This window comes from Haloarcula sp. CBA1122, from assembly GCF_009741785.1.
GTDB lineage: Archaea > Halobacteriota > Halobacteria > Halobacteriales > Haloarculaceae > Haloarcula > Haloarcula hispanica.
In genome coordinates, this window is sequence record NZ_WPCB01000062.1 from 1 (window position 1) to 15555 (window position 15555).

The 15555-nt window shown below is 60.9% G+C and carries 12 protein-coding genes and 2 pseudogenes; 8 read left to right on the forward strand and 6 right to left on the reverse strand.

Features of this window, described 5'->3' with window-relative positions; translation table 11 throughout:
- The 5 genes and pseudogenes from GJ630_RS20200 to GJ630_RS17320 all read right to left on the reverse strand — a co-directional run.
- Positions 1-91: pseudogene (locus GJ630_RS20200) on the reverse strand (50S ribosomal protein P1); the annotation flags it as partial.
- 17 nt (positions 92-108) lie between these two features.
- Positions 109-1152 (reverse strand): 50S ribosomal protein L10, encoded by a 1044-nt coding sequence (locus tag GJ630_RS17305; protein WP_191450475.1) that lies wholly within the window; start codon positions 1150-1152, stop codon positions 109-111.
- A 1-nt stretch (position 1153) separates the two neighbouring features.
- Entirely contained in the window at positions 1154-1792 is a 639-nt protein-coding gene (locus tag GJ630_RS17310; protein ID WP_014040758.1) for a 50S ribosomal protein L1, read from the reverse strand.
- Positions 1793-2030: 238 nt separating this feature from the next.
- The gene (locus tag GJ630_RS17315; RefSeq protein WP_004957037.1) at positions 2031-2519 is read right to left on the reverse strand and encodes a 50S ribosomal protein L11; all 489 of its coding nucleotides are present in this window, start codon (positions 2517-2519) and stop codon (positions 2031-2033) included.
- Between the two features lie 138 nt (positions 2520-2657).
- On the reverse strand, positions 2658-2858 hold the full coding sequence (locus GJ630_RS17320; protein WP_044951920.1) for a hypothetical protein: 201 nt from the start codon (positions 2856-2858) through the stop codon (positions 2658-2660).
- A gap of 159 nt (positions 2859-3017) precedes the next feature.
- Between GJ630_RS17320 and GJ630_RS17325 the strand changes: the two genes are divergently transcribed.
- The 6 genes and pseudogenes from GJ630_RS17325 (at position 3018) to artA (ending at position 13203) form a co-directional block, all read left to right on the forward strand.
- Positions 3018-4127, forward strand: a complete 1110-nt coding sequence (locus GJ630_RS17325) for a GTP-binding protein (RefSeq protein WP_014040756.1) — start codon at positions 3018-3020, stop codon at positions 4125-4127.
- A 134-nt stretch (positions 4128-4261) separates the two neighbouring features.
- Entirely contained in the window at positions 4262-4702 is a 441-nt protein-coding gene (locus tag GJ630_RS17330) for a TIGR04206 family protein (RefSeq protein WP_014040755.1), read from the forward strand.
- Between the two features lie 72 nt (positions 4703-4774).
- Positions 4775-5527, forward strand: coding sequence for a VOC family protein (locus GJ630_RS17335; protein WP_014040754.1), 753 nt, complete (start codon positions 4775-4777; stop codon positions 5525-5527).
- A gap of 430 nt (positions 5528-5957) precedes the next feature.
- Positions 5958-8722 (forward strand): annotated as a pseudogene (locus GJ630_RS17340) (BGTF surface domain-containing protein).
- A 572-nt stretch (positions 8723-9294) separates the two neighbouring features.
- Positions 9295-12054 carry a BGTF surface domain-containing protein gene (locus GJ630_RS17345; protein WP_191450477.1) on the forward strand — a complete coding sequence of 920 codons (2760 nt, stop codon included), beginning with the start codon at positions 9295-9297 and terminating at the stop codon, positions 12052-12054.
- Between the two features lie 147 nt (positions 12055-12201).
- On the forward strand, positions 12202-13203 hold the full coding sequence (artA, locus tag GJ630_RS17350) for an archaeosortase A (RefSeq protein WP_014040751.1): 1002 nt from the start codon (positions 12202-12204) through the stop codon (positions 13201-13203).
- Between the two features lie 22 nt (positions 13204-13225).
- Here the strand turns inward: artA and dph5 are convergent, their stop codons facing one another.
- Positions 13226-14005 carry a diphthine synthase gene (gene dph5, locus GJ630_RS17355; protein WP_014040750.1) on the reverse strand — a complete coding sequence of 260 codons (780 nt, stop codon included), beginning with the start codon at positions 14003-14005 and terminating at the stop codon, positions 13226-13228.
- 75 nt (positions 14006-14080) lie between these two features.
- Between dph5 and GJ630_RS17360 the strand changes: the two genes are divergently transcribed.
- Positions 14081-15061, forward strand: coding sequence for a class I SAM-dependent methyltransferase family protein (locus GJ630_RS17360; RefSeq protein WP_191450479.1), 981 nt, complete (start codon positions 14081-14083; stop codon positions 15059-15061).
- Between the two features lie 46 nt (positions 15062-15107).
- Complete coding sequence (locus tag GJ630_RS17365; protein ID WP_014040748.1) at positions 15108-15359, forward strand: hypothetical protein; 252 nt, start codon at positions 15108-15110, stop codon at positions 15357-15359.
- Positions 15360-15555: the final 196 nt, after the last annotated feature.

Here is a 15555-nt window from a genome sequence, read left to right on the forward strand (position 1 = left end):
CGCCTGCGGCGTCGAGCACGTCGGTGAGGTTGTCTTCGTTGATCTCTTCGCCCGATTCGTTCAGGATGAGTGCAGCGTATACGTATTCCATTGTTGTAGTGTGTGTTGTTAGAACATCGCTCCGAGCGCGTCGCCAGCGTCCTCGTCGTCGTCGCCGTCGTCGGCCTCCTCGGCCGCGTCGTCGGCGTCCGCGTCGTCCTCGGATGCGGTGTCGTCGTCTTGATCGTCAGTCGGTTCCTCTGTCGCCACGTCGGCCTCGACGCCCTGGAGCTCCTCCGGGAGCGCCTCTTCGTCGTCGATCTGCGAGGCGAGCGCACGGACCTGTGCGTCGGCCTTGCTCACGAGGTCAGGCACGACCTCGGGGTCCTCGATGGCCGCCTGGAGCGCGAGACTCTTGGCGTTGCCACGAGCGGACTGGAGCATCGTCGGGGCCGTCGTCGCGGTCGGGTAGTCGGCGTTGACCGAGAGATTGAACGCCCGGCCGGCAGCCGCCTGGATGTCGCTCCGGTACTCGTCGACGTCGAGTTCCAGTTCCTCGGGTTCGAACAGCACGCCGTCAGCGAAGACGGCGCGGAGGTCGAGACCGACCTCCTTCGGTTCGATACCGAGTTCGTTCAGCACGTTCGCGAGTTCCTGGGAGACTTCCTCGCCGGTGTCAAGCACCGTCGAGTCAGAAAGGACCTGAATGGAGCCTTCCTGAATGCGTGCGTCGGCACCCACGCTCTGGAGTTCGCCGACGAACGGACCGGGTCGGACGCCCGTGTCGCCTTCCGGAATCACGATATCGTTCGGGGCCACCTCGCCGGCACCGATGGGTGCGGGCGTCTTGGAGGCCTCGAGTTCCTGAAACAGCGAGAACGGGTTGTCGTCGGTCCCGATGAGCCCGACCTGCCCGGTGATGTAGCTGTTGAGGTCTTCGAGTCCGTCGTCGACTTCGTCAAGCGCACGCTCAAGCAGCGTGTTCCGGGAGACGCGAAGTTCGGCGGTCCCGTGCAGGTCACGTCGCATGTCCTGGAGCTGTCGGGACGGAATCCCGGCGATGTTGACGACGCCGACGCTCTCGTAGGACTCGATCATCGCTACGATGGCGTCGACCTCTTCCTGCTTCCACTCGGGAATGGTCTCGGTCTTGCGTTCGGATTCGGCGCTCATATCAGGCCACCTCCATCGCAGGCCCCATCGTCGTCTTCACGTAGACAGTGTCGATGTTGAGCGGGCCCTTCTCGAGGTCCGCGTGCAGACGGCGAAGGATAACGTCGATGTTGTCCGAGATATCCTCGGCGGACATGTCCTCCGCGCCGACCCGCGTGTGGAACGTTCGCCGTTCCCCGCTGCGGAGCTGCACGGTGTTTTTCATGCGTTCGATGACCTCGACGACGTCGTCGTCGGGGTCGAGCGGTTCCGGCATCTTCCCACGCGGACCGAGGACGGTCCCGAGGTAGCGACCGATGTCCTGCATCATGCCCTTCTCTGCGATGAAGAAGTCAGTGTCATCGGCGAGGTCCTTGGCGGCGTCGTCATCGCCACCCAGTTCCTCGAGTTCGTCCTCGTCGAGTACGTCGTCTGCGACTTCCTCGGCACGGAGGGCGGTTTCGCCCTCGGCGAAGACCACAATAGTGGTCTCCTGGCCGGTGCCAGCAGGAAGCACGACGGACTCGTCGACGCGGTTCGACGGGTCGTTAAGATCTAAGTCGCGCAGGTTCACAGCGAGGTCGACCGTTTCGCGGAAATTCCGCTCAGGTGCGTCCTCGAGTGCGCGCGAGACTGCGTTCTCTATTTCCTGATCTGCCATTGTTCACCTCCGTAGTACGCCAATCGGCTTCTACGGGTCAGTGAAACAGGCGGATGCCTGTCTCGTGCGGGTAGACGCCAATGCGACACTTAAACCCGTCGAACCAGCCCAAGGGCCGCTGACGGGCGTGTTTCCGGTTCTCAGGGACCAGTCGGTGACGGGGGTCCCATCGACTGTGCAGTGGCTCAACAGCGTCAAAAGCAAGGGAAAACACACGCCAGTCGCACAGCGGTCCGACTTACGCCTGTGCTTCGGCCGCGAACACGTCGTCGTACTCGCCCGCGTCGATGCGTTCCTTGAATTCGCGTGGGTTTTCGCCTTCGATGGTGACACCGAGGGAGGTACACGTCCCGACGACTTCCTTCGCGGCGTTCGTGAGGTCGTAGGAGAGCAGGTCGGGATGCTTCTGCTCGGCGATCTGTTTGACCTGGTCGACGGAGAGGTCAGCGACGAAGTCCTCTTGCGGTTCGCCGCTGCCGGTCTCGAAGCCGGCCTCGTCCTTGATGAGTTCGGCCGTCGGCGGGACACCGACTTCGATCTCGAAAGAACCGTCGTCGTCGTACTCGACGGTGACGGGGACTTCGGTGCCGTCGAACGCTGCCGTCTGGTCGTTGATTTCCTGTACGACTGCCTGCACGTCCACCGGTGTCGGGCCGAGTTCCGGACCGAGTGGCGGGCCAGGGTTGGCCTCCCCACCGGGAACGAGGACTTCGATAGTTCCAGCCATACATAGTGGAATCCTCGCAGCAGTTTAAAGGATTGCGTTTCACGGATCGCTGCGTGAGGCCTCCACACGCACGAACGCTCACCGTTTGGAACCAACAAACAAGAGGTCAGCGCGGCAAAGAATAGAATCCCAGTCAGTTCAGGCGAACGTCACGCCGTGCCGCGCGAGGAAGTCGCTCGCGTCCTTGATTTCGACTGGGGAGCCGATTATCCGAATCTGTTCACCGTCCTGATGAACACTCACAGTGAACTGCTGTTCCAACTCCTCGCGAATTCCGTCGAGCGCACCGACTGGCAGCAGTATCTGCGTGCTGTCGCGGAACCGACTCGCCGCTCCCATTATCGACACATGACGGTGGATACCCTATAGGTGTGTCGAATTACATGAGGGTCGTTTGACCATTCTGAACGGCAGGACAACTGCGTCGACCCGGGCCGATGGGGTGGCGTCGTCGAGGGAGGAAAGCCTTATTCGGTGTGAGGGGCCGACATACACTTAATGGGGCTCGAAGAGGAGATTCAGGAACTCGAGGACGAAATCGCCAGCACTCCCTACAACAAGTCTACAGAGGCCCATATCGGTCGGCTGAAGTCCAAGCTCGCGGAGAAAAAGGAAAAGCTCGAACAGCAGGCCTCTTCAGGCGGCGGCGGTGGCTACGGCGTCGAGAAACACGGCGACGCGACCGTCGCGCTCGTCGGGTTCCCCAGCGTCGGGAAGTCGACGCTGCTAAACGCCCTCACTAACGCCGAATCCGAAACTGGAGCCTACGAATTCACCACACTCGACGTGTACCCGGGGATGCTCAAGCACAAGGGAGCGAACATCCAGATTCTCGACGTTCCCGGTCTCATCGAAGGGGCTGCTGGTGGTCGCGGTGGCGGCAAGGAGGTGCTGTCCGTCGTCCGGACTGCGGACCTCATCGTCTTCCTCATCTCCGTCTTCGAGATCGACCAGTACGACCGACTCAGCGAAGAACTGTACAAGAACAAGATCCGACTCGACCAGGACCCGCCGTGGGTCAACGTCCGGAAGAAGGGCAAGGACGGGATTTCGGTCAACACTGCCTCCGGCGTCGAACTCGACGACGAGACGGTCAAAGCCGTTCTGCGCGAGCACGGCTACGTCAACGCCGACGTCACCATCGGCGAGCAGATCGACATCGACCAGCTCATCGACGGCGTGATGGACAACCGCGTCTATCTGCCCTCCCTCGTTGCTGTCAACAAGGCCGACCTCATCGAGCCCGACTACCTCCCCAAAGTCGAAGACGAGCTCCGGGAGCGGGACATCGACCCCGACGAAGCAATCTTCATCAGCGCCGAGGAAGAGAAAGGGCTCGATAGCCTCACCGAACGCATCTGGGACGAACTCGGCCTGATCCGGATCTACATGGACAAGCCGGGCCGCGGTGTCGACCGCGAGGAACCGCTGATACTCCGCGAGGGCGACACCGTCGACGACGCCTGCGAGAAACTCGGCGGGAGCTTCGACGAGCGCTTCCGATTCGCTCGTGTGACCGGTCCAAGCGCCAAGCACGACGAACAGCAGGTCGGGCGCGACCACGAACTCGCTGACGAAGATATCTTGCGGATCGTCGCTAACCGCTAGGTTGTCGCGCGTCGGTTCTCGCGTGCACGCGAACAACTGAAAAGAAAGGGTCCCACGGAAGAACAATCCTGTGGAGGACCGCTACCGCATAGCGGAGTAGATGCGTTCATTGGTGTGGAACCCTGCTACCAACTATGGACCGCGGTCCCAGACGCCGTCTTATCGCCGTCGTTGTTGCCGGCCTCGTCCCCTGGACAGTGGTGCTAATTGGAAAGGAACTGACGCTCGTCTTCTCGTTTGGCCTGTTCAACACGAACCCGCCGGAGTTGCTCTCGGTCTACAGCTACTTCATCCGCTTTACCAGCGCACTCCCGCAGTTTATCGAATCGTGGGGTTCGGGCGTCCTGCTGTATGCCTTTGCTCTAGCCAGCGCCGTTGCCGGTGTCGTCTGGCGTGAGGATGTTCGGGTGACCGCCCTCGCACTCGCAGGTGCGGGTCTGACGCAGTTTCCGGTGTTTCTGGGATTCAACAGGCGGCTCAACTACGTGGCTGTCCCGGTCGGCTCCCTTGTCCTGCTTATCGTGGTCTGGTGGTACTACCTCCCGGCTATCCGAGCGGACACGGCGACGGAGTGAGCCGCGGTATCGAATCCGGACGGAACCACCTGTGGCGGTAGCCTTTTCGCTCGCTCGCACCATGTGCCGTGTATGTGGTCACTCGATCATACGATGATGCGCGTCGAGGATCTGGACGCGTCGCTGGACTGGTACCAGACGTATTTCGATTACGAGGAGAAGGGCCGCTGGGAGGCCGACACCTTCACGAACGTCTTCCTCGGTCCGGAGGACGTCCACGATGATGGTGCCCTGCTCGAACTCACGTACAACCACGACGGGCGCTCGTACACGATGGGTGACGCGTGGGGACACATCGCCGTCCGCTGTGACGACGTGTACGAGGCCTACGACGAGCTGATGGACGCCGGCGTCGAGGACTACCGCGACCCGGACTCCTGTGGCGGCTCCTACGCCTTCGTCACGGACCCCGACGGTCACGAGATCGAGATCGTCGAACGGGACCACGGCGCGAAGTGGTCGCTGGACCACACGATGATCCGTGTCGAAGACGCCGAACAGGCTATCGGCTGGTACACCCGAAAGCTCGACTACGACCTGTTCCGCCGCGAGGAGTTCGACGACTTCGCCCTGTACTTCCTCAAGCCCGAGGATGCCCCAGAAGAGGCGATGTCGGTCGAACTCACCTACAACTACGACGGCCGGTCGTACGAACTCGGCGATGCCTGGGGGCATCTCGCGGTTCGAACCGATGACCTCCATAGCGCGTGGGAGACGCTGATGGGTCGCCACGCCGAGGATTACCGCGACCCCGAGAGCTGTGACGACCGCTACGCGTTCACCAAAGACCCCGACGCCCGCGAAATCGAAATCGTGACCAACTGACGGCACTGGTCGGTACTAACCGTCTGTTCTAATCTATTCTCGCGCGGTAGCTGTCAGAAGGAGATTCGTCTACGGAGTCGTTCCTGAGCGAGCAGTGAGGATCTGTGAAGCCCTAGCGTCTCAGGCCAGCGATACCATCTCCGATACGTAGCTCTGGGCCGTCAAACGCCCGAATGCCGATCCTGTGCTATGACCTACAAGCTGCTTGGACCACATCTAATCGCCTCAGATGGCGTCTTTGGGGCTTGACTATTCATGACAATCAGATTTCCTAACCACAAAACATATACAACAGACACCTATCGTTTAGACTGTACCCCTACCCATGACGCCAGAAGTGAGTACGCCGGTTCGGTCTATGCGTGGCCACGGTGGCCGCGTTCCGACCAGGTGGAAAACTGCTGGGGTCGCCCGATAGCAAACACAAACTATGACAGGAAATTCAGACAAGGTTCGCAGCCTGTTCCTGACGGCGCTGATGGTCTTCTCGGTATTCGCCGGGACCATCGCGTTCTCCGGTGGCGCAGCCGCCGCCGCGAACGTCAGCGTCGAACAGGCAGCAGAATACGATAGCGGGACAGTCGAATTGGCACTCAATGGTTCAACCGGTAGCGCAGTCACGACGGGAGACATCGACATCTACATCGACGGAAACGAGAACCCGAGCAACTACGGTGTCTCGTCAGTCGACGGGACTGACGACGGGACGACTGGACGCCTCCAGTTCAGTCTGGACCAGGACGTTCAGCCGAACCGGAACCTGACCGTCGAGGTTTCAGGTCTCACCGGCGGTGACAACACGGTCGTCGCTGAGGACATCGACGTGACGTCCCAGACGATTGTGGCCGACGATAGCTCGGGCGACACTAACGCCTTCCGCGGTGAAGTCCTGGCTATCCGAGCCGACGGCGGCGAAGGTGACGCTGACGATGCTACCTCGAGTACTCAAATTGTAGTCGAGGACTCGAACGGCGCTGTCGTCACGCAGGACACTTACACAGCCAACAGCAAAGTCTACACCTACGAAACGGAAAACCTCGACACTGGTGAAGAATACGAGGTCACCGTTGGTGGTACTGCGGACGAAAACATCACCATCAGCAATCTCGATCTCAATGTGAACATTGACGACGATGTCGGCGACGGTGCCAACATCGACGACACGGACACGCTTGCGGTCAACGTCTCGACCACGCGTGGTGGCGAGCCGGCCAACGCAACGCTGTTCAACGAGGACGACGACAAGGTTGCCACGCAGATCAAGAGCCTGAAAGGTAACGAGAACGTCGTGTTCGACTTCGGTAACCAGAGCGCCGACGACAGTCCGTACTACGTCAAAGTGACGGACAACCAGACCGGCGTCTCCGCCGAATCCGACCAGATCAACGTCTCCGAGTCCGGTGAGGGTGACGCCAGCTTCGAGACTTCCACCGTACAGGATGAAGTCGGTGACGTCACCAACATCACCGTCCAGATGGGTAACACCGAGAACGCCGTCATCAACGTCGGCAGCCAGAACGACGACAACTACGTCATCCAGGGTCAGCTCGAGGACGACAACGGTGACGGCGAAGTTACCGTTCAGTTCAACAGCTACACCGCTGGGACCGACAACAACAACACGGTTCTTACCGTCCCCGGTGACGACGACCTCGATGAAGTCGAAGAGAAGGGAAGCTTCACCGATAGTAGGAACAGCTTGGACGAAGATGTACTGGAACCACAATCCTACTCGATAAACGTGACCGCCGGGACCTCCCCGGATGTCACCAGTCCTGATACGGTTGGGACGCTACGTCTCAACGAGAATTCCGTCGAGAGTATGCAGACCTGGGTTGCACCGAGCGACGCAGATATCGACGACGAGGATATCGACATCTACGACCGCATCGGTGAGAACCTCACGCAGTCCGACGACGTCGCAGTCGAAGATGTCGTCGTCCACGAAATCCAGGCATCCGGTATCGAGGGTGCGCTCGAATACGAGCAGGAAGACAACGGGTCTTCGACGTGACTGATGCGTTCATCGCAGCTGCCGACACCACGCCGGACCGTATCAACGACGACACGAGCGCCTCCGGCCTCCAGCTCTACGTCAACCGGACCGACGTCGGTGCAAACGCTGACGCAGATCCGATTAACTTCGCCAACAGCAGTAGCGCAGTGACCGTCGTCGACGACCCGGACAACAACACCTACTTCGTCGCCCTCGACACCGAGGACGTCGAGTTCGAGTCCGGTAACACGATCACTGAGGAAGAGGACACGGAAATCAACGCCACCTTCTCCGTGCAAGAAGGTCCGCTGACTGACGACTCTTCGAGCGAAAGCGAGCTCTACACCACGTCTGAGCGGAACGCGGAGCTGAATCTTGACGACGACGGCTTTGTCACCGTTGGCGCCGCCGCCGGACAGACAGTGAGCGGCGATACGAACGTCGCCCCCGGCTCCGAGCTCGAAGTCGAAATGGAATCCGAGAGTGAGGCGAACCCATTCGTCGAACGACCGGAAGCAACTGTTGGTCCGAACGGCACGTACGTCGCTACGGAAGACTTCAGCGACTACTCCGCTGGAACGAACTTCACCGTCCAGACGCTGGACGTCGACGGTGACTCCGACTTCAGCGACGAGGAAGACGGCCGCATCGTCGAAGCCGATACGGCCACCGTGAGTATCAGCGATCAGGAGTCCGACGGTAGCGAAGTCGTCGTCGACAGCGCACAGCTGTCCAGTGGCGGCTTCATCGCTATCCACGCCGGTGACGCATCCGGTGACGTCGTCGGCAACTCCGAGTACCTCGAAGCAGGTACGTACAATGACCTCACGATCACGCTCGACGAGCCGATGGACGAGAACTTCACTGCGGTCGCGATGCCGCACCAGGACACCAACGGCAACGAAGAGTACGACTTCCCTGGCGATGACGGTCCGTACACCCAGAACGGCTCCGCCGTGACGGACAGTGCGAACGTGACTGTCTCCGCCGAGGAGCCTGAGGACACGCCTGAGGACACGCCTGAGGACACGCCCGAAGACACGCCTGAGGACACGCCCGAAGACACGCCTGCGGACACGCCTGAGGACACGCCGGACACTGGAACCGCCACCGAAGCGGAAGGTCCCGGCTTCACGGCAGCCATCGCGCTCATCGCGCTCGTCGCTGCTGCGCTCCTCGCTGTCCGACGCGACAACTAACCGGAACCACTCCGGTCCCTGAACACCGTTCTTTCTTTCGTGCGCGTACGTGAAGAGTGCAAACAGACTGCAGACCGACTCGGGACTCGTTGTTTACTCAGACACGATTCCGTCCGCTTCTGAACGGCTAACTGCCCATCGGCAGTCGTGACTGGATCACAGTCGAACGCTGGCCCAACGCGGCAGTAACCCAGCGCCTGCCGGACACCTCCTCGATGTCCGCCACTGCGAGGGTGGTTTCGGTAACGGTTTGGGACCCGTCCGTAGTCGAGTGATGGAACAACCGCCGGTCGAATCGGGAGGCGTGTTTCTCAGATCTGGTCCCAGGAAAGAGTCAAATAAATATCCAGAATAAGAGTACATACCATTTCAAAATAATTATTACCTGACAGCAATGTGTAATTTGGATGTAACCTTTATCCATAAAGCATTTACCGCACTTCGGGTAATGTACCGATACCCCTACCCATGACGCCAGAAGTGAGTACGCCGGTTCGGTCTATGCGCGGTCGCGGTGACCGCGTTCCGACCAGGTGGAAAACTGCTGGGGTCGCCCGATAGCAACACAAACTATGACAGATACAAACGAAAAAATCAGAAGCCTGTTCCTGACGGCGCTGATGGTCTTCTCGGTATTCGCCGGGACCATCGCGTTCTCCGGTGGCGCAGCCGCCGCCGCGAACGTCAGCGTCGAACAGGCAGCAGAATACGATAGCGGGACAGTCGAATTGGCACTCAATGGTTCAACCGGTAGCCCAGTCAGTGACACTGACATCGACATCTACGTCGATGGCAACAAGAACCCGAGCAACTACGGTGTCTCGTCAGTCGACACGACTGACGACGGGACAACTGGACGCCTCCAGTTCAGTCTGGACCAGGACGTTCAGCCGAACCGGAACCTGACCGTCAAGGTTTCAGGTCTCACCGGCGGTGACAACACGGTCGTCGCTGAGGACATCGACGTGACGTCCCAGACGATTGTGGCCGACGATAGCTCGGGCGACACTAACGCCTTCCGCGGTGAAGTCCTGGCTATCCGAGCCGACGGCGACACAGACAATGACGATGCTACCTCGAGCACGAAGATTGTGGTCGAGGACTCGAACGGCGCTGTCGTCACGCAGGACACTTACACAGCCAACAGCAAAGTCTACACCTACGAAACGGAAAACCTCGACACTGGTGAAGAATACGAGGTCTCCGTCGCTGGTGACGCGGACGAAAACATCACCATCAGCAATCTCGATCTCAATGTGAACATTGACGACGATGTCGGCGACGGTGCCAACATCGACGACAAGGACACGCTTGCGGTCAACGTCTCGACCACGCGTGGTGGCGAGCCGGCCAACGCAACGCTGTTCAACGAGGACGACGACAAGGTTGCCACGCAGGTCAAGAGCCTGAAGGGTAACGAGAACGTCGTGTTCGACTTCGGTAACCAGAGCGCCGACGACAGTCCGTACTACGTCAAAGTGACGGACAACCAGACCGGCGTCTCCGCCGAATCCGACCAGATCAACGTCTCCGAGTCCGACGACGGTGAGGCAAGCTTCGAAAGCTCGACCGTTCAGGACAACATTGGCGACGTTGTCAACATCACGGTGCAGGTTGACAACACCGAGGACGCCGTCATCAACATCGGCGACGAGAACGACGACAACTACTACATCCAGGGCCAGCTTGAGGACGACAACGGTGACGGCGAAGTTACCGTTCAGTTCAACAGCTACACCGCTGGAAACTACAGCGATAGTACGGTTCTCAGCGTGCCTGGTGACGACGACATTGACAACATCAAGGAGGGTGGCGACTACACCCGAGGTAGCCTGAGTGGAGACACGCTCGAAGCAGGCTCCTACTCGATGAACGTGACCGCCGGGACCTCCCCGGATGTCACCAGCCCCGACACGGTTGGAACGCTCCGACTCAACGAGAACTCCGTTGAAAATATCCAGACGTGGGCTGCACCGAGCGATGCAGATATCGACGACGATGATGTCGACATCTACGACCGCATCGGTGAGAACCTCACGCAGTCCGACGACGTCGCAGCTGAGGACGTTGTCGTCCACGAAATTCAGGCATCCGGTATCGAGGGTGCGCTCGAATACGAGCAGGAAGACGGAAGTGCCTCTGATGTTACTGAGGCGTTCCTCGCAGCGACCGATACCACGCCATACCGCATCAACGACAGTGACGCGACGACGTCCGGTCTTCGACTCTACGTCAACCGGACCGACGTCGGTGCAAACGCTGACGCGAACCCGATTGACTTCTCGAACAGCAGTGACGCGGTAACTGTTGTCGACGACCCGGACAACAACACCTACTTCGTCGCTGTTGACACGAGCGATGTTGTGTTCGAAAACGGCAAGACGATTGTCAAAGAAGAAGACACGCGCCTCAACGCTACCTTCTCCGTCCGAGAAGGTCCGCTGACCGACGACCGGAACAGCGACAGCGCGATCTACACCACGTCCGAGCGCGACGCCACACTGGACCTTGACGACAGCGGCGTCGTTACGGTCTCGGCCGCCACTGGTCAGGAAGTGACCGGTGAGACGAACGTCGCACCTGGCTCCGAGCTCGAAGTCGAGATGGAGTCCGAGAGTGACGCGAACCCGTTCGTCCTCCGCCCCGAAACTGATGTCGCCGCTGACGGTACGTACACCGCCACGGCCGACTTCAGCGACTACTCCGCTGGAACGAACTTCACCGTCCAGACGCTGGACGTCGACGGTGACTCTGACTTCAGCGACGAGGAAGATGGCCGTATCGTCGAAGCCGACACGGCTACTGTGAGCATCAGCGAGCAGGAATCCGACGGTAGCGAAGTCGTCGTCGACAGCGCACAGCTGTCCGAGGGTGGCTTCATCGCAATCCACGCCGGTAACGCATCCGGCGACGTCGTCGGGAACTCCGAGTACCTCGGGGCAGGCAGCCACGAGGACATCACGGTTACGCTCGACGAGCCGATGGACGAGGACTTCACTGCGGTCGCGATGCCGCACCAGGACACCAACGGCAACGAAGCGTACGACTTCCCCGGCGATGACGATCCGTACACCCAGAACGGCTCTGCCGTGACGGACAGTGCGAACGTGACCATCGTCGAGGAAGAGCAGACTGAAGCACCGGACACGGAAACCGAAACGGAAACCGAAACGGAAGCCGAAACCGAAGAGGAAACTGACGCACCGGCAACCGATGAGCCGGCAACCGATGAATCCGAGACCACCGCCGCGGAAGGTCCCGGCTTCACGGCAGCCATCGCGCTCATCGCACTCGTCGCCGCTGCGCTCCTCGCTGTCCGACGCGACAACTAACCGGAACAGCTCCGGTCTCTGAACACCGTTCTTTCTTTCGCGCGCTACGTGGGTAGCGGCGGCACTGTCGATAGGTCGGTCTGACGACGACACCGCACAGTAGCGCAACGACAAAACATATACGCCGGTTTGGCCAACGTACGAGCAATGAGTGAGACAGTCCTGCAGGCAGGCGTCGACATCGCTGGACTGTCGTTCGACCCGGTCACAGTCTCGGAACCGCTGATGTGGCTCGTTCTCGCGGCGTTTCTGGGAAGCGTGGCTGTCGCCCAGTACGACGAGCGACTGGCCCGTCCCGTCGGAACAGTCGGCTGGGCTTTGTTCGCAGCATACTGGCTCGTCTTGGCCCCGCATTTCATTCTGATACAGAAGAGCGTCGTCGAGGGCTTGGGGAGCGTCATCGCCGTCCCCCTGTCGCTGTACACCGGCTATCTGCTCTGGAACGGCCGCGAGTCGCTGCTGGTGTTGACCCGGGCAATCGGCCTCATGGGCGTCATCTACGTACCGTTTCTCACCATCGGGCCGCTCCGCCAGACCATCATCGAGATCGTCACCGGGCAGGTCTCCTTCCTCATGACCGTCCTGGGCTACGACCCGGTGGTAGTCGACGGGCTCTCGCACAACGGCATCGATATCGCCTCGAAGCAGTACCCCTACGAAAACACGTTCTGGTTCGGCGGGAACGAGCGGCCGATAACGTACACCATCATTCTGGCCTGTACGGGTATCGGGAGTATATCTATCTTCGCCGGCGGAATACTGGCGGTCAAGGCGCCGTGGCGGCGGAAGCTCCGCGTGCTGGTCGCGGCTGTCAGCATCATCTACGTACTGAATCTGATTCGGAACCTCGGAATCGCGCTGGCTTTTGGCCTGCAGAAGGCGCAGTTCTTCCCGGGAACGGTCATGGCGCTGTTCGGCCTCAGCGACGCACAGCTGGTGTCCTACTACATCGTCGACCGGATTCTGGCGCAGTTCGGCTCCGTCATCGTTCTCGTCGGGCTGACGTGGGTGCTGATGCGGGAGCTACCGGAACTCACGGTCATCGTCGAGGACCTCCTCTTCCTGGTGACTGGCACGGAGTACGACCTCGGAACGGCGTTCGAAAAGAACCAGTCGGAGTCGGGTCCTGCAACGCCTGGTGACGACTGAACTGCGTCGGGAGGAACGGCCGTTATTCTAATTCTGCTCCAGCAATCGATTCCAGTGCGTCAGCTTCGAGCGGGTGGAGCGAACCGGGAATGACGAGCAGATGTAGCGGCTCGCCGAATGACTGTGCGGCGAGAGCGTCGAGCGTATCGGCGGCCACCAGCGGGTCCGGGCTACCGGCTCTGGCCACGACGACGCCGAGCGTGTCGGGGAACGGCTCGGATAGCATGGCGGCGGCCTTGCTGGCAGTCATGTACGTGTCGTCACTCTCGTCCCAGTGGGGGTCGTCGACCTTGATGTCGAGATAGACTAGCGTGTGCAGGTCCCGCTCCCGGTTGTCCTCGATGGTGGCGACGACGCTATCCGGGACGCCGTCACCGCCGTGAGCGTCCTCGAACGGGAGGGTCGTCGCCTTCCCGAAGCGGTAGTTCTGTAAGCCAGTCAGTGAGCCGGCGGCCGTCTGGGCTGTCGTTCCGTGGACGATTCGGGTTTCGATACCGCGGTCAGCAGCGCGGAGCCGGAGGTCGGTGTGTGTCGTCGAGACCATCGTATCCCCGGCAGTACAGAAGACGACATCTTCGCTCTCGGCGGCTTCGAGAATCGGTTCGGGGTCCTGCTCGATGCCGGCGCGGTCCCTGACTTCGATACTCGTCTCCAGTACGTCCTCTAGCGTTTCGAGGTCGGTACCAACCAGCCGACTCGTGTAGAACTCCGCGAACACCCGGTCGGCGTCTCGGATGGCGTCGCGGCCGGCGACCGTGACCGAGCGCTCGTCGTAGAGGCCCAGCCCGACGAATGTGAGCATATCCGGAGTGGGTCGCCGTCGGGCATAAAGGGCGCGAAGCGTCAGGCTTACCGCCCGCGGTCGGAGAGTGTGAGTATGGGCGTTCCCTGCGTTCGCGTTTCCCGCGAGGCCGGCGAAGAGACGCGCCAGCGCCTCGCCGAGGCAAACCTCGTCGACGACGGCTACGACATCACGGTCGTCGACGGGCAGCTATACGTTCCCGTCACCGACCCCGAAGCAGTGCCGTCGGACTTCGTCGTCGTGGAGGCAGACCCGCCGGTCCGCGAAGGCCAGACGATGCCGGCCGACGGACTCGACTTCGACCCGAGCTACGAGCGCATCGGCGACGTCGCGATTGTCGACGAGGACGACGCCGACCGGGCGCGGGCGATTGCCGACGCGATTATGGATTCAGACCTGCCCGTGCGAGCGGTGTTGAACCGCGCGTCGAAGATCAAAGGCGAACAGCGGGTCCGGGACTGGGACGTACTCGCTGGTGAGGGGACGGAAGTCACCCACCGAGAGTACGGCTGCACGTTCGACCTCGACCTCGCCGAGGTGTACTTCTCGCCACGGCTGGCGACAGAGCGCCATCGTGTCACCGAACAGGTCAGCGAGGGCGAGCAGGCCTTCGACATGTTCGCGGGCGTCGGCCCGTTCGCGATTCCGTTCGCCAAACGCGGCGCGACCTGCGTCGGAACAGACATCAACGAGACGGCAATCGAGTACCTCCGGGCGAACGCACAGCGCAACGGCGTCGCCGACCGCGTGACGGGCATCTGTGGCGACGTACGAGAGGTCGCCGGAGAGTACGAGGACTGGGCCGACCGCGTCGTGATGAATCTGCCCCATAGCGCCGACGAGTTTCTGGAGACCGCCGTCCGCCTGGCGGCTGACGACTGTGTCTTTCACTACTACGATATCCAGCACGAGGACGACCTGTTCGGGCCCGGCGAGCGAGCGATTCGGGCGGCTGTGGAGCCGGCCTACGACGTGACGGTCGAAACGCGCCACACCGTCCGGTCGTATGCCCCGAAGGAACACAACGTCGTGCTCGACGTTCGACTGACGCGCTGAAACGAACAGTTATGTTCATTCGTCTGATGGTGGGGAATAGTAGCAGATGGAGGTGAGCGAGGATGACAACATCGACATCCACGACATCTCGCCGACAGCGTGGCGTCTCCTCCGCGTTGCGGCGGGGTTCGGCCAGCGGGAGGTCGAAGTGGAAATCGACGACATCATGCAGGCTCACATCTCGATGCTGGAGAACAACAACCGGAGTCTCTCGGAGCAACGACTCGAAGTGTTGTTCGAACTGTACCGTTCGGAACTGACCAACGAACAGGTGCGCGTACTGGTTTCGAACTTCTAACCATGACTGAACGGATATTCCACGGACGCCGAGACGCGGCGGCTGGCCAGCGGGGTCGGCCATGACCTGGTCGGGCCGAACGCGACCGCGGCGAACGGCAGGGGCGATCCTCGTCGCGCTCGCCTCGACGGCCGCGATAGCCGCAGCCCCGACGCCACCCGGACCTCGACATCGCCGCCCAGTACGCGCTGGCGAC

What these genes read in the sequence shown, in the direction of transcription:
- GJ630_RS17325 (WP_014040756.1), top strand. Translation starts at nt 3,018, where the DNA reads ATGGGGCTCGAAGAGGAGATTCAGGAACTCGAGGACGAAATCGCCAGC.
- artA (WP_014040751.1), top strand. Translation starts at nt 12,202, where the DNA reads ATGAGTGAGACAGTCCTGCAGGCAGGCGTCGACATCGCTGGACTGTCG.
- GJ630_RS17330 (WP_014040755.1), top strand. Translation starts at nt 4,262, where the DNA reads ATGGACCGCGGTCCCAGACGCCGTCTTATCGCCGTCGTTGTTGCCGGC.
- GJ630_RS17345 (WP_191450477.1), top strand. Translation starts at nt 9,295, where the DNA reads ATGACAGATACAAACGAAAAAATCAGAAGCCTGTTCCTGACGGCGCTG.
- GJ630_RS17365 (WP_014040748.1), top strand. Translation starts at nt 15,108, where the DNA reads ATGGAGGTGAGCGAGGATGACAACATCGACATCCACGACATCTCGCCG.
- GJ630_RS17360 (WP_191450479.1), top strand. Translation starts at nt 14,081, where the DNA reads ATGGGCGTTCCCTGCGTTCGCGTTTCCCGCGAGGCCGGCGAAGAGACG.
- GJ630_RS17315 (WP_004957037.1), bottom strand. Translation starts at nt 2,519, where the DNA reads ATGGCTGGAACTATCGAAGTCCTCGTTCCCGGTGGGGAGGCCAACCCT.
- dph5 (WP_014040750.1), bottom strand. Translation starts at nt 14,005, where the DNA reads ATGCTCACATTCGTCGGGCTGGGCCTCTACGACGAGCGCTCGGTCACG.
- GJ630_RS17335 (WP_014040754.1), top strand. Translation starts at nt 4,775, where the DNA reads ATGTGGTCACTCGATCATACGATGATGCGCGTCGAGGATCTGGACGCG.
- GJ630_RS17320 (WP_044951920.1), bottom strand. Translation starts at nt 2,858, where the DNA reads ATGGGAGCGGCGAGTCGGTTCCGCGACAGCACGCAGATACTGCTGCCA.
- GJ630_RS17305 (WP_191450475.1), bottom strand. Translation starts at nt 1,152, where the DNA reads ATGAGCGCCGAATCCGAACGCAAGACCGAGACCATTCCCGAGTGGAAG.
- GJ630_RS17310 (WP_014040758.1), bottom strand. Translation starts at nt 1,792, where the DNA reads ATGGCAGATCAGGAAATAGAGAACGCAGTCTCGCGCGCACTCGAGGAC.